The sequence below is a fragment of the Paenibacillus sp. 7541 genome (assembly GCF_002276395.1).
In the GTDB taxonomy this organism is placed as follows: domain Bacteria; phylum Bacillota; class Bacilli; order Paenibacillales; family Paenibacillaceae; genus Paenibacillus_AQ; species Paenibacillus_AQ campinasensis.
Window position 1 is genome coordinate 105909 of record NZ_NQLZ01000012.1, and the last position, 15554, is coordinate 121462.

At 50.6% G+C, this 15554-nt stretch carries 9 protein-coding genes; 7 read left to right on the forward strand and 2 right to left on the reverse strand.

All coding sequences use genetic code 11. The features are described 5' to 3' along the window. The first annotated feature begins 128 nt into the window (after positions 1 to 128). The 3 genes from CHH75_RS08055 (at position 129) to CHH75_RS08065 (ending at position 7424) form a co-directional block, all read left to right on the forward strand. A complete protein-coding gene (locus CHH75_RS08055; RefSeq protein WP_095397914.1) occupies positions 129 to 5405 on the forward strand; it encodes an endo-beta-N-acetylglucosaminidase in 5277 nt (1758 codons plus the stop codon). 263 nt (positions 5406 to 5668) lie between these two features. Beyond that, positions 5669 to 6250: a TetR/AcrR family transcriptional regulator gene (locus CHH75_RS08060; protein ID WP_095263859.1), complete on the forward strand. Its 582-nt coding sequence runs from the start codon at positions 5669 to 5671 to the stop codon at positions 6248 to 6250. Between the two features lie 82 nt (positions 6251 to 6332). After that, entirely contained in the window at positions 6333 to 7424 is a 1092-nt protein-coding gene (locus CHH75_RS08065; protein ID WP_095263860.1) for a serine hydrolase domain-containing protein, read from the forward strand. Between the two features lie 139 nt (positions 7425 to 7563). On the opposite strand, the gene CHH75_RS08070 is transcribed toward CHH75_RS08065, so the two are convergent. Both CHH75_RS08070 and CHH75_RS08075 read right to left on the reverse strand, forming a co-directional pair. Beyond that, entirely contained in the window at positions 7564 to 9549 is a 1986-nt protein-coding gene (locus tag CHH75_RS08070; protein ID WP_095397915.1) for a DUF4832 domain-containing protein, read from the reverse strand. Between the two features lie 143 nt (positions 9550 to 9692). Further along, the gene (locus CHH75_RS08075; protein ID WP_095263862.1) at positions 9693 to 10715 is read right to left on the reverse strand and encodes a LacI family DNA-binding transcriptional regulator; all 1023 of its coding nucleotides are present in this window, start codon (positions 10713 to 10715) and stop codon (positions 9693 to 9695) included. Between the two features lie 349 nt (positions 10716 to 11064). Here CHH75_RS08075 and CHH75_RS08080 point away from each other — a divergent pair, with 349 nt between their 5' ends. From CHH75_RS08080 to CHH75_RS08095, 4 genes are read left to right on the forward strand one after another with little or no spacing between them, the layout of a single operon-like run. Next, a complete protein-coding gene (locus tag CHH75_RS08080) occupies positions 11065 to 12375 on the forward strand; it encodes an acyltransferase domain-containing protein (protein ID WP_095263863.1) in 1311 nt (436 codons plus the stop codon). 1 nt (position 12376) lies between these two features. Beyond that, a complete protein-coding gene (locus CHH75_RS08085; RefSeq protein ID WP_095263864.1) occupies positions 12377 to 13636 on the forward strand; it encodes a Gfo/Idh/MocA family protein in 1260 nt (419 codons plus the stop codon). A gap of 13 nt (positions 13637 to 13649) precedes the next feature. Continuing rightward, on the forward strand, positions 13650 to 14591 hold the full coding sequence (locus CHH75_RS08090; protein ID WP_255222990.1) for an ABC transporter permease: 942 nt from the start codon (positions 13650 to 13652) through the stop codon (positions 14589 to 14591). Beyond that, positions 14592 to 15488, forward strand: coding sequence for a carbohydrate ABC transporter permease (locus CHH75_RS08095; RefSeq protein WP_095397917.1), 897 nt, complete (start codon positions 14592 to 14594; stop codon positions 15486 to 15488). Positions 15489 to 15554 lie beyond the last annotated feature (66 nt).

A 15554-nucleotide genomic window follows, 5' to 3' on the forward strand; every position in this document is an offset into this window, starting at 1 on the left:
ATTTGACCTCTACTTGAAAAGGCTTTCATCATATAAATTGGGTTATAAACCAATATGGAAGGGAGTGGAAAGAAGCCTGTCGTTGATGAGAGACGGCAGATGATCATGATTGCAGGAGGGAACAGTTAATGAATGATCGAGGGAAGAAAAAAGGATTTCAAAAAATCACGTCAGTCGTACTGGCAACCGCGATGTTGCTATCGACTTTTCCGCTGATTGCGGAAGCGGGCGATACGTGGCCTTTTCAGGGGGCGAGCGCCCATGGAATCAACCAGCCTAGCGTGCACGGGTACACCAGCAGCCATGTTATGAACTGGAGCCCGGAAACCGATCCCGATGCGGAGCTGCTCAGATCACGAGTACCGCTGCAGAAGCGGATCGATCCTTTTGCGGCTACGCAGGCCAATCCAAACCTGAGTCCTGATGTAAAGATGATGAATGTTGCGGGCGATTATGGTAACGCATTCATAGAGAACGCGCCATATACGAATAAATTTGCGCAATATCATTTTAATTTCTGGCAATATATCGATTTTTACTCTTACTGGCATGGAACTGCAACCGCGTATACGCCTCCGGAGTACTATGACGACCTGGCACAGCGGGATTGGCAGCAAAAATGGTTTGAATTCGGCATGCTGAACATTCCGAACCCCACCTATACCGATGCGGCGCACAAGAACGGCGTTCTTTCTCTCGCAGGCATCTTCTTCTCCAATAATGATCGCGGTCAGCAGACCTATAAACAAATGATCGTTAAGGATGAGGCCGGTAATTACCCGGTAGCAGAGAAGTTAATTGAGATGGCACATTATTTTGGCTATGACGGGTATTTTGTTAACCAGGAGGAGCAAAATCCGAACGTAGCGATTGAGGATATCCCCGATTACATTGGATTTATGAAAGCGCTGCAAAAGGGAGGGCTATATGTACAGTGGTATGATTCGCTGAATACCTCCACGGGTCAAAACATGTTTGCGCGAACATTTAATGATAACAACATTTCATTTTTGTATGACAAAGATACGGGGGAGCAGGTTTCGCAGTCCTTTTTCTTTGATTACGGAATGGGAAATAACCAAATCAATGCAGCCGAGAATTATCTCAGCACGCTTAATCAAACGTACGGAGAGCGCTTCAACATTTATGATGTGGGCTACGCCGGACTTGAAGCCGGAAGGGACCGGTTCAAGAGCGTTCAAGGCTCGGCTTTGAGAAACAAGCTGGATAGCAATGGTCTGCCAAGACTGAGTATCTCGACGCTGGGAGCTGATTTTGTACATGCGGGGCTCGACGAGGATATGGGGCAGCCATGGCCCGTAAATCGCCGGGCGGAGAATGATTACCAATGGATGACGAAGGTTCGTGAGCAATTTTGGTGGTCCGGACCGAATATCGATCCGACCCACACGGCGGTATCAACCAGCAATACGGCCTCCGACGTGCATGCGGATAACCGCTATTGGCCGGGGATGGCATCTGTGATTGCTGAACGCTCTGTCATTGGCGATACGCATTTTTACACAAATTTTAATACAGGACATGGTCTGTCCTATTATGTTAACGGTGCGGTCTCGAATACGGAGGAATGGTCCAACATGAGCCTCCAGGACATTCCAGTCACTTGGCAGTGGTGGCAGGAGACGGCTGGAGACAAGCTGCAGGTCGACTTTGATTATGGGCCGGAATATAACATTGCGGATACATCCCGGTTCGACTATGAGCAAATCGGGGCTTATGAAGGCGGAAGCTCTCTGGTCGTAAGCGGCCAATTAGATGCTGAAAATCTCTTGAGACTGTATAAGACGGATTTAAGCGTGGGAGCGGATTCCAAGCTGTCGGTTACATATAACAAAACCGCGGGTGATGATGGTTCCACGATGAGCATCGGTTTGATCATGAAGGACGATCCGAGCACAGTGATTCACATTCCTGTTCCGGACAGCGGTAGGAAAACCAATGGATGGGTTACCACTGAACTTGATTTAAGTCCCTATGCCGGAAAATCGATTGCCACCCTCGGGCTTGTGTTTGATCCGGGTGCGGGAAGCGTAGCCGATTATCAGATGAACATCGGTCAGCTGCGGATTTACGACGGTTCAATCGCCCAGCAGGCAGCGCCGACGGGACTGACGATCGCTGAAGCCTATACGGATACCGGGGAAATGGTCATCACATGGAACATGGATCCAGACTATTCGAAGGTCAAGCAGTACAACATCTATGTGAATGATGTATATGTGGGCGGGAAGTATGATGACATCTTTTATATCAAAAACTTGCCAGCACGTTCAGGCGTCGTTAAGGTTGCCGCCGTCGGCGCGGACGGACGGGAAGGTGAGGCTGCGACAGTTCGCTTCGATTTAACCGAATCTCCATCGGATATCATCGTCGATTCCCGCGAGAACGGCGACTTCCTGGTAAGCTGGACGAACCCGCAGAATACAGCAGCAAATATGACGGTCAGCGTGAAGTCCCGGAACTGGATTACGACACCTGCCCCAGTATCTGAGCGCATAACGGTACCAGCAGGGGAGACCTCTGTTATGTTCCAAGGCATGCCGATAAACGGTGACGACTATATCGTGACGTTATCCGCCGCGAATATAACGCCTGTATCGGTCAGCGGCAATTTCATTGACAAGGTGGCTGAGCCATATGCCGAGGACTGGTCCTGGGATGGCAATACGCTGAATTTGCCGATGCCGAACACAAGGGATTGGCGGTATATGTATGTCTACGAGGATGGGAAGCTTAGAGAATTCCCGACAACTTATAATGTGGGCAATAAAGACCGCATCATTCGCGGGAGAACGACCAAGGCCAGCTTGAAATTCACTTCGACTGCCCAGAACGTATATGTGGTCATGGAGGACTATGCAGGCAACAGATCGGAACCGGTATATCTGAAAGGCAAAGCGCGTTATATCGTAACGTTTGATACCAACGGCGGGGTGCCTGCTGTTCCGCATATGGAAGCTGCTTTTCATGCCCCAATTGCCGAACCAGCGGCGGTCAGCAGAGCCGGTTATGTGTTTGACGGTTGGTATACTGCCAATGGAGTAAAGTGGGATTTTGCTTCAGACACGGTCAAGGAAGATGTTACGTTAACAGCGAAATGGAAGCTCGCGGCACCTGAGGTTCGAATGAGCAAATCAGGAGCATTCCGAGAGGGAGGCAGCGGTTCGCTGTTTGCGGTTGCGGTCGGCCAAGGAACGCTATCCTATGAATGGCATGAAGATCACGGAAGCGGATATACTCCGATATCGGTGACCGAAGCGACTTATGCGCTTCCTGCAATCACGATGGATATGGAGGGCTCCAAGTACAAAGTTGTCGTCACGAACGAGGATGGTTTAGCAGCGGAAGCCGAAACCATCGTGTCGGTTGTATCGGCTGATGCTGATCTGATCGCTCCCGGCTTTGAAACAGATCTGGATACAATCCAGACCGTGACAACCGGAGATACGGTTACGCTGTTCGTTGTTCCAGAGGGAGATGTGGATTCGCTGGCATGGGAAGCCAAGGCACCGGGCGAAGATGAGTGGTCACCGATAGCACACGGCATTCCTGTCTACACATTCACGGCAAATGCTGAGGATAACGGGACCGAGTACCGGGTAGTGCTAACCGGAAAGGAACCAGGAGGCACCCATCCTGTTACAGCGGTAAGCCAGCAACTGACGCTGCAGGTTAACCCGATTGTCTCCGTGCCAGAACCACAAATTCAAGATGTGACGATATCCAATAATTCGGCAAAAACCGGTGATGAAGTCAGCATTACCGTTCAAGCGACCGGTTCGGATACGCTCCGTTATCAATGGCGCAAGGACAATGCTTCCATTCCGGGAGCTACTGATGCCGTATATCGCATGGAGAGCGTCACTGAAGCTGATGCAGGAATCTATACAGTGGAAGTGACTAATTTAAAGCTTGTAGACGGTCAGGAATATAGCGCTTCGAAAATGAGTGATCCGGTTCAATTGACGGTAGAAGCGTCGGTTTCAACGGAATGGATGCAATTGCAAAATCTGTTGTCCGAAATTGATGTGCTGAGAGCCAATGATCCATATACGGCCGAGTCGATCGCTGCATTAAGGTCAAGTTCTGCTTACAGCACCGCCAAGTCGCTGACCGCTGGCCATGTGGCTAACGAACTCGCCCAAGCCTATGCTAATCTGCTCCAGGCCAAGAGGGTTATTCTGGTTGTTTATGTTCCGGTGACCCCGCCGGTAACTTCTCCGGGATCTGGTTCAGGGAACGGGACGCCAGGAAATACACCAGCACCGGCTCCGAGGCCGGATACAGGCTCAACGGTAGCGGTCATCTCTCCTGAAGAGCTTGGCAAACCGGAGACGGACGGCGTGAAGACGATCGCTATCGGTCCCGACGTAACAACGATTGAGCTGCCGCTTCATGCTAGCGAACTTCTCGGATCAAGCCGTCTGGAAGTGGCAACGGATCGGTTGACCATTGAATTAGGAACGGAAATTCTAAGCCAATTACGGGATTTGACACAGGGTGGAGCGTCTTCCGGCGGCAAAATTGTGATTGGCATTCAGACGGAGTCGCTGAATGAATCTGTAACGAACCGAAACATGGTGAATGTTAACGGCTATGCTGTAGGGGTAAATCTTGCCGTCGTGACTCATGATGGCCAGACGCAAGCTTTATCTGAGCTTGTACAGCCTCTGAAGATCAAGCTGCCCGTCGGTGCTTCTAACCATGTTGATTTGCTGGGAATTTACCAAGTAGGCAGCAACGGTTCCTTGACTTATGTGGGCGGAACACGTGTGGGAGAGATGCTGGAGACTGAGGTGAAGCAAACCGGAACGTTTGTTTTAATGGAGTACCATGCCAATTTCACCGATGTTCCGAATCATCACTGGGCTGCCGAAGCCGTTCAAATATTGGCAGCCAAGCACTTAATCAAGGGTGTATCCGAGGATCAATATCAGCCTCATCGCCCGGTTACGCGGGCAGAGTTCGTGGCTATTATGGCCAGAGCATTGGGACTGCAGGATGCCGAGACTCTGAACTTCAGCGATGTCGCGGAAGGTGCATGGTACGAGGAGGAACTGGCCCGAATGGTGAAGGCAGGCTTGATCAATGGCCGTAAGGAAGACCGTTTCGAGCCAAATGCAAGCATCAGTCGCCAGGAGATCGTTACCATCTTGATGCGGGCATACAGGCTGGAGCATGGGGATCAGCCGATCGAGCCGTCTGCGAGTGTTTTTGCCGATGAAGCAAGCGTTGCGCCTTGGGCACTGCTCAATGTGAGGGAGGCGGCGGCAATCGGATTGGTTCAAGGACGGGGCAATCATTTTGCACCGGCCGAACCAGCCAGCCGCGCGGAAACAGCCCAGATGATATTGAATTATATTCGGGCAGAATCTTCTAAATAAGTCATACGAATCAAGGCGCTGGTGAGGCATGTTCACCGGCGCCTTGTTACATATCTCTGTAGGAATGAACGCAGCGGTCCTTATGCCATAGGAAACAAGCTTCTGCATAAAATGACCGGCGACCTTCGTTTGGACGTGAACATGATGCTCACGCCAAAGTCAGCTCTTTAAATTCTAATTCCAGGGTTTACAACATACCAAAAATAAAATATCATAAGATATATAACATGTGATATATAATGATTGTGACAGGAGTGTCAGTCATGCCGCCAAAGAAAAAATTTACCGCAGAGCAAATTGTAGAAACGGCATTCCATATTGCCAAAACGGAAGGGATGGACAGCATAACGATCCGAAAGGTGGCCGAGCAGATGGGAAGCTCGATTGCGCCGATCTATGTCAATTTTGAGGATGTGGAGGAGCTGAAGCGTGCCGTGGTGCAGAGAGTGCATGAGCTGGGGAAGCAGATGGTGCTAGAGCAGGATACGGGCAGCCCGTTCGGTGATATCGGGGCGGCAAGCCTCCAGTTTGCCAAGGAATATCCGATATTGTTCAGGGATTTGGCCATGAAGCCCAACGATTATATGCAAAATTATGATCAGGATATGGGCGATGCGCTGGTCAGCCATATGAAGCAGGATCCGGACCTTGCAGAGTTTGACGAAGAGGAGCTGCGGCTGATTTTGTTCAAAATGAGGGTGTTCCAGGCGGGTCTGTCGATCATGGCTGTAAATGGGCAGCTGCCGGCCGAGATGGATCTGGATCATTTGAAGGCGCTTCTTGACGATGCCGCTGAGGATGTCGTGCTGGCTGCACGATGGCGCAAAAGCAAGGGAAGCAACTGAGAAGACTGATAAGCGTAATCCGGCGTAAGACAGGCCGCTTACAGCGGGACGGGAGCCGGGAATGATAAGGGGGAATTTGAAAGTGGCATATGAAGCATTGAAGCAAGAGGTGGAGCAGCAGCTCATCAATAAAGTGAACTCGGATCCCAGTCTGCATAATGTCTATCTGCTGGTCCATTCGGATCGGCTGAACATTCATTGGCCGATGGCAGCAGGGAGCACGGACGGGGTGGCAGCCACGCCCGATCAGCCATTCCACACCGCAAGCGTAGGCAAAACCTTCACTTCGGTCATCCTGACCCAGCTGGTCGAGAGCGGGCTAGCCCGGTTTGACGATCCGATTGCGAAGTATTTGCCACCGGAACTGATTCAAGGCATGCATATTTACAAAGGCAAAGACTATTCACAGGATATTCAGATCAAGCACTTATTGAGCAACACTTCGGGACTGCCGGATTTTTTCGAGGAAAAGCCGAAGCATCGACCTTCCATGTTACAGGAGGTGCTGGACGATCCGCAGCGGTTCTGGACGCCCCGGGATACGGTGGAATGGTCCAAGGAGCATCTTCGGCCTCATTTTCCACCCGGCAAAAAAGTGTACTATACCGACACGGGCTACAATCTGCTGGGGATGGTCATTGAGTCCATCACCGGGTCCTCTTATGAGGAGGTGCTGCATGAGCGCATTTTCAGGCCGCTTCAGATGAATCACTCCTACCTGTCCCAATTCTCTCTCCCTGCAGTGCAAAGCGCAGCCCCGACCGCGCATTTGTACCTGGACCATATCAAGATCGAGGTGGATCAATATCGCAGTCTCAGCAGCTTTTATTCCGGTGGCCAAACCGTGTGCACCTTAGCGGATTTACTGATTTTCATGAAAGCGCTCGTTAAAGGTCAATTGGTGAGAAAGGAAAGCCTGCGCGTGATGCAGACATGGCGACCGCTTCAGATGGGGCTTCGGTACGGCTACGGCCTCATGCAGCTGCGCTTCCTTCCGTTCACGTCCAAATACACGGTGTGGGGGGGCCTCGGCGCCAGTGGGGCTTTTATGCTGTACGTGCCAGCTATGGACGTTTATCTTGCTGGTACCTTCAATCAGACGACGTACCGCACGAAGGCGATGAATTACCTATTCTTTAACGTGCTGCGCAAGCTGGGGAATATCTCGAAATGAATTTGGCCATTCACGGGAGGCTTTCGGGACGGCTTCGGAGCCAGCAATACCAGCGGGCCGAAGCGGGGGAGGATGTTCCCCCGCCCGAATGCCGCTCGTTGAACGCATAAGTATCGGTATATTTCTTGATTGTTGTTAATTATGGCTTGGTCCATGTACCCAGCTTGTAAGTGCCATCTGAAAGCCGGTTCGTATTGGCGAAATCAACACCGGGCTGATTCGTTGTCGGATCAATAATGGCGATGGCCAAATCATAAGTGCCGCTTGGCAGCGCAGCGGTTGAGAGGGAGCCGGTGATCGTATGCAGTCCGGTTCTCCAAGTCGTTAAATCGGCTGATACGGTCTGGCGGGCCACAATGGCGTTGCCGCTGCGCAGCTGAATTTCGACAGGCCAGTTGAACGGGAAGTGCTGTACGCCCTTATTCTCTACAACGACCGATACGTCCAGTGAGCTTCCGTTACTCTGCTGCGGATATGAGGCCTTGTTCAGCACAAAGTGGTAGCCCATCCGCTTCTTGAGCTGATCAATGTTGTCCTGCAGCGGATTTCCGAGCGCCAGGGAAGCCGGAGAATTCGGCCCCAGCCAGCTCGGCTTGCTCAGCTCGGTCTGGCGAAGGGTCTCGCTAAAGCCGCTGCCCGAGGTAAGCGCAGCGTTCATCCCATAGGCGCCGCCGTAAAATTCGCCTGCGGAAATGCGGATGTCCCAGAAGTTCGCATGATCCGGCTGCCGCTGGCCGATATCATCCCAGTAACCGTTCTGGGTGCCCGTATACCATCCCCATTCCGAGTCGAAGCTCGGCTGATCTCCGAACACATCATTGAACATGCCGAGAATCAACCCTTTGTTGTTGTTCTTGGCCAGCTCCACACTTCTTCTGATCAACACCTGCGTATGTGACTCCTGGTCGGCAAAAGCATCAATGTAATGCTGGATGTACTGATTGGAAATTTCGTTCGGCGGAAATACGCCTGTATAATTGCGCTCACCATTCGGTCCGACGTACGGCCATGTGTGGAATTCCGCCCAATGACCGAGCGAACCGATCTGGACAAACGCGATCGGGCTGTCAGGTCGGTTATAATGCTCCGCAATCGCCTCAATCGCAAGCTTGTGCCTTGCAATCAAATAGTCAGAGCTGTAGTTCGGGGAGAATCCCATATTGTTGCCGGCTCCCATTCCTCCGGTCTCATCGTGATAGGCCGTGCCCGGTGATTGTCCTAGACGGATCATATCATTATAGAGCCAGTCGGGAATATCCTGGTGCGGCACTCCGGAAGGGCTGTCCATAATAAAGCGCAGGACGACTTTAACTCCCTGGCTGTGCCAATAGTCGAAATTATTGGCCGCCTCGATGGCATTAAAATCATATTGGCCCTTCACGGGTTCAAGCTCTTTCCAGGTGACACCGGCATAAACGAGACGGTGATCCTGAGGATAGTTCCTGAATTTGGCGGATGGTGCCCAGCCCTTATACGGATTGTTAAGCGGATCGTCGAGCTCGGTCGGGTAGAATTCAATCATTGGAGCTCCTGTCCCCCCTTCATTTAGGGTATAGGATGGCAGCGGCTGGCTCTGGGCCGGCAAGCGATGAATATCCGAATTGTTGTCCAGGTACCCTATGCTCACGCTGCTGCCAGCGGTCAGCCCAAGCGTAGACAGTGGAATGGCTGCCTCAATCACGGATGAAGTACGAGCGATAGCGGAAGAGGGGAGGGATAATTCCAGCGTCCACTCCCAGCTGCTTCCATTGCCGGCATAGCGGTACAGGGAGTTGTTCTCCAGAAGCCATTCGATGCCGGTTGCTCCCCATCCGAATGCTTGATATCCGGTCGAAGCATCCCTGTCCGTGTTCAGCCAGAAGCTGCCCATCACCGTGCTCAGGTTGCTCCCTTCGACAAGTAAATACAGATTCGTGTCATCATGCGTTGCCTTTAATCCCCTTGCATTTCCGGAGTTGACCGCAATGGCTGGCACCTCCTCCCAATCCGCCGGGTTTCCGTCTACGATGATCGGGGCCGCCGCTGCGGTGGACGTCAATAGAGACGAAGGGAAGAACGGGAACAGAAGTGCCAGTATCATGACAACCAACAGCGACATTTTCATAGATTTCCTCTGTGCGATCATGTCAAACCTCCTCAATAGAAAGATGATGTACAGCAGAATGAATCCGAATGTTCACCTCCTTTCATTAAAAGGAGCACCGGATCAGGTGCTTCTTCGGGTTACCAGGCTTCGATATGCCGTCGGTTGTCCTGGAGTTATGCCTGCTAAGTGGAACTGCGCACGACCAGGCGTGTCGGCAATATTACCTTCTTCGGCAGCAATTGGTTTCCGTTGATCCGGTCTAACAGATTATCGACAGCAACCATGCCAATTTCTTTGGTAGGAACATCAATCGTAGATAGCGGCGGATTGGAATACTTGGATACTTCGATATTGGAGAGCCCGATAACCGCCACGTCATTCGGAACGGAAATGCCGCTGCTGTATAGCGCGTTCAGAGCGGCCATGGCCATTAAATCACTTCCGGCAAAAAAAGCAGTCGGGACATTGCCGGATGTGCACAACCGATTGATGTTCTCGGTGCAGACCGCTTCATCCCACATGCAATCGATCACCCAATCGGGATTCACGGACAATCCGGCTGCATGCATGCTGGCATAATACCCCCGGTAGCGGCGGCTGTCCTTCAGATTGCCGGTCAATCCACTCCCCCCTATATACCCGATCTGGGTATGGCCCTTCTCAATGAGGTGGTTTACCGCAACGGAAGCCACATTGTAATGATCATAGCCGACATTATCGATATCCCCGCGTTCAGTATCAATCCCCACGATATATGGAACCTGCTTGCGTATGTACTCATAGGTCTCGCGGTTCAAGGATTCCATAAGGATCAGACCGGTGATCGGCTCATTGAACGTGCTGGAGAGAATCTGGTGATCATTCAGTTCGATCCCCGTTCGAATAAAAGCGATGCTGTACCCTCTGCTAAGCAGCCGCTCCTCCACACCGGAAAGAATCGACATGAAATAAGGATCGTTATATTTGTCTTTGGTGACGCTTAACACGCAGCCGATTTTGATCTGTGATTTGGCCTCGGCCGGTTCCTTGGCGGAAGCTTTCCGCTTTGGCTTGGAGCTGATCTTATAGTTAAGCTGCGTAACAGCCTGCCAGACTCTCTCCTTGGTTTCTTCCGTGATTTTATATTTGGTATCATTGTTCAACACTCTGGATACAGTCGCAGTGGATACATTCGCTAACTTGGCAACATCCCGAATCGTACTCATCAATCGCACATTCTCCTTTTCTCAGCTACTAATGAACCCATTTTAGAGTGTATAGGAATGATTCATCATTAACAATGATAGATCCCACTTTCGCTATTGTTTCGTCGATGTTTCGCTTTTGTTTCGTTATATTGTTGCGTAATATAGTTTACCAGTATTTACAAACTAAATCAACTGTAACATGCTTTTGACACTGATTGTCACGATTAATTTTACATTGTTTTAATTTTTCTATTGCCAGAACAAGGGGGAGTGGGATAACATGAAGTCACTAAACAAAAATATTGTTTACGCAATAAATAACGAAACAAATGATGTAACAAAAACATTGGGCGAGGTGAGAAATGCAATGGCAAGCCAGTGGAATTTTCATCAATGTGTGTCCCACTGCAAGTTTGATAACCTGCCTGAAGGGCTGGAGGCGAAGTATGACAGCTATGCACCTGATGACAGCGGCGTCGATCTCATTTCACAGGCATTTCTGTCTGAAACCTTTGATCGCTATCAGGTTCCCGGGGAGACCCGGCAACGGATTGTGGAGGGGATCGAGGAGATTGAACAGGATCCGGTTTTGCTGCATTTCACTAAATTTTTGGTGAAGGATTTGTGTTCTGCCCGCGAGCGCTGTGATGAAACGCACTATACGAATATGAAGCCGGGATGTATGCAGCGGCATGGAGCTTTGTATTCATTTCTGCTGCTCCTCGCCTGTGTGGTTCCTTCCATGAATCGGCTGCGGCAGCGGTCCATCCCCGAAGAGCATTATGCAGCGATTCCGCATACGTTTCTACAACCGCAGTTGGACAAAATGGCGCTTCACGGTGATCCTTCGGTTCATGATTTTCCATGGGTTATGAATTTCTATACCTGCTCAATCTTTCTGTTTGACCGATTCTACTTCATTCCCTACCGATTCGGAGATCCGTTTACGATGTTTCGCCATAAGGAAACAGGAGAAGTCATTGCGCTCAGGCATGCGGGAGAAGAGTTCCGAAGCGACGGGCAAAGGAACGGAATTAATGATGTGTTTGACCAGAAGGGCAGCTTCATAACGGAATGGCACGAGAACGCCGAGTTTATCATGGCCAACCGAATCAACCCGATGGGGTTCGTCGAACGAGATACGACAACGATCTTCAAGAAGGAATGGGCGCCGGCGCTACGGCAAGGCGATACGCTGCTTGCCCTTCACATCCCCTCCGGGCCCGGATATACGCCGGAGCGTCTGAGGAACTCCATGCGCCAGGCCATCGAATTTTATGGCAAGTATTTCCCCGAGCTGCCGATCACAGGGTTCTGGAGCGCAAGCTGGCTGTATGATACCCGCCTGTCGCTCTTTCTGGACAGCAAACATAGCAACATCGTTCTGGTTCAACGCCAGCTGTACAATTATCCCACATTTGAAGGCGACGGCATGCTGCGCTACGAACTTTTCGGAGACCGGACGGCAGATCCGGACCGCAATCCCGGCGAATATGCAACCTCGCTGCAACAAGCAGCCGCAGCGTACATGGTTCGCGGGGCCCGCTTCAACACACTAAGCATGATTGTGCTCAAGGAAGACATCGAACGGATTGGCGCCATGCCGTACATCACGGAAGCGGACATCGAGTTGTTCCTTAAAACCGTGGACAGTCATTTACATACAGGAGGTCATTGATTTGAAACTAGCGTTAATCGGGGCAGGACAGCGAGGCATGATCTACTCAAGACATGCGTACCAAAGCGCGGATATTGTGGCGGTTGTAGAGCCGGACGATATCAGAAGGAAGGCGGCAGCGGATGAGTTCCATATCCCGCCGGAGAGACAATTTGTCACTGTTGAAGCGTTCTATGCCTTAGGCAAAATATGCGATGCGGTTATCATTTCATCCATGGACCGGGATCACTATAAGCAGACGATGGCCGCGCTTGAGCTAGGCTATGACATTTTGCTGGAGAAGCCCATATCGCCAAGCCCTGAAGAGTGCCTCAAGATTCAAGAGAAGGCGGATGAAAAAGGCCGCAAGGTGATTGTCTGCCATGTGCTCAGGTATACGAATTTTTTTGCAGAGATCAAGAAAATCATCGACAGTCAGCAACTCGGTAAAGTCATCACCATCCAGCATAACGAAAATATTGGCAATTTCCATATGGCGCACTCTTTCGTCAGAGGAAATTGGAGAAGAAGCGATCTGGCCAGCCCGATCATCATGCAGAAGTCATGTCACGATATGGATATTCTATCCTGGCTGGTGGACAGCGGAGCCAAACGTATCTCATCCTACGGCGGTCTTGCCTACTTTAAGGAGGAGAATGCTCCGGCCGGCAGCGCCGAACGCTGCCTGGACTGCAAGGTCGCCGCAGATTGCAGGTTTGATGCCAGAAAGGCTTATCTGCCGGTGCGAGGACAATGGCCGGCAGCCGCGGTCGCGGCGGATCAATCGGAAGAAGGGCTGCTTAAGGCGCTAGAGACCGGGCCTTACGGACGCTGCGTGTATAAGCTCGACAATGATGTGTGTGATCATCAGGTCACGTTGATCGAGTTCAAGAACGGGGTCACGGCCACCTTCAATTTAAGCGGATTTACGAACAAAATGTACCGAACCCTTAAAATTATGTGCGAACACGGGGAGATCCGGGGAGATGACAGCTTGAATGTGATCGAGGTTACCCGGTTCAACTCCAACATGGTGGAGGCCGGCAAGCAAACGGTCATTCGGCCGGCCGTGATGAGCGGCGGGCATAACGGTGGAGATACAGGGCTGATGAATGATTTTCTGAACAATTTACAGAATCCTGATTTCAACAGCCGATCCTCGATCGACAGGTCCGTCGAAAGCCATATGATGGCTTATGCGGCGGAAGAGGCGAGAATGACCGGGACCATCATTGATATGGACGAGCTCAGGGAGAGACTAAAGCATAATGCCACAGCCTAATCGTTAAATCACAATGCAAAGCAAAGGTCGTGATGGAATGAGCAAGGGATTTTTATATGAAATCAAAAAACATAGAATTCTGTATCTGATGTGCGTGCCGGCTCTGATCGTACTGATGATGTTCTCTTACATTCCTTTTGCCGGTGTATGGATGGCATTCACCGATTTTAATGTTGTTGACGGGATCTTCGGCAGCAAGTTTGTCGGTCTGGACAATTTCCAGTACTTTTTCTCAAAGCACAGCATGGGCTGGAAGGTGACTTATAACACGCTGTATATTAACTTTTTTGGACTCATATTAGGGATCATTGTCCCGGTCAGCATCGCTGTCCTGATCCATGAAATCCGGCACAAAACCTATAAAAAGCTGGCCCAGAGCATGATGTTCTTTCCGTATTTCATCTCGTGGGTCGTCGTTGGGGCGATTCTGTACGGCATCTTCTCCACCGATGTGGGAATTGCCAACAATATCCTGAACTTCTTCGGGCTTGAGCCGATCCGGTGGTACTCGGAGCCGAAGTATTGGAAATGGATTATTATTCTGTCGAGCGTCTGGAAATGGAGCGGATACAGTTCCATTATCTATTTGGCGGCGATGTCCAATTTTGACGGGAGTTTATATGAGGCGGCAAAGGTCGATGGCGCAAGCAAGCTGCAGCGGATCCTGCATTTGACCGTACCGATGCTGAAGCCGACCATCATCGTGCTCAGTTTGCTTAGCGTCGGTAGGATCTTCTACGGCGACTTCGGGATGGTTTACGGCATTGTTGGCAACAATCCGGTTCTGGCGGAAGAGGTAACCGTTATCGACACCTATGTCTATCAATCGATGCGCACGCTCGGTTTCTCCTATTCGACGGCAATCGGGCTGTTCCAGTCTTTGATGGGATTGATTCTGATCACGGCAGCTAACAAGGCGGCCAAGAAAATAAATGACGGAGAGGGTCTATTTTAGATGATGGGAAAGAACGGGTTGCTCGGCGATAAACTGGTCCATGTTGTTGCTTATGGTTTTATCGGCTTATTTGCCCTTGCTTGTCTATATCCGCTGGTGCTGACTCTAAGTGTATCCTTCTCCTCGGAGCAGGCGATTGCAAGAAACGGGTATTCGATTGTCCCTCTGAGCCCGACCCTGGATACGTATAAATATATTTTTGTAAACAGCGGGATGAAAATACTGAAATCCTACGGCGTCACTATCTTCGTAACCGCTGTAGGCACGATAGGCGCTTTGCTGATCACGAGCCTGATTGCCTTTTCCCTATCGATCAAAAAGTTGAAGTACCGCAACGTGCTCGCGTTTATCTGCAATTTCACCATCATATTCTCGGCCGGACTGATCCCGTGGTACATGGTCAGCGTTAACTATTACGGATTGAAAGACAGCATTCTTGCTCTGATTCTTCCTTCGATTTTTAATGTGTGGAGCATGTTTCTGATGCGCACGTATTTCGGGAGCATCTCGACCTCGCTCTATGAAGCGGCCGAGATGGACGGGGCCAATTATTTCAGGATTTACATGACGATCGCCCTTCCATTAAGCAAAACCGCGCTGCTAACGGTCGGATTGATGTATGCGCTGCAATACTGGAATGACTGGTGGCATGCGCTGATCTTCATTCAGGACCAAGATTTATATCCGCTGCAATATTACCTCTACAATATTCTATCCAATGTCAATGCAATCAGCTCCGGGCGCATTCCGTCAGGGGCCTCGGGCAACATCACGCTGCCTGCGGAAACCGTGAAGATGGCGATTACGGTAATAACGATCGGACCGATCATCTTCCTGTACCCTTACATTCAAAAATACTTCGTGCATGGGATTATGGCCGGCGCGGTCAAGGAGTAGTTGTCCGCTTGGTTACTGGCCGATCACGGCTTTTAACATAAGAATAAGCATTTTTATGAGGGAGGG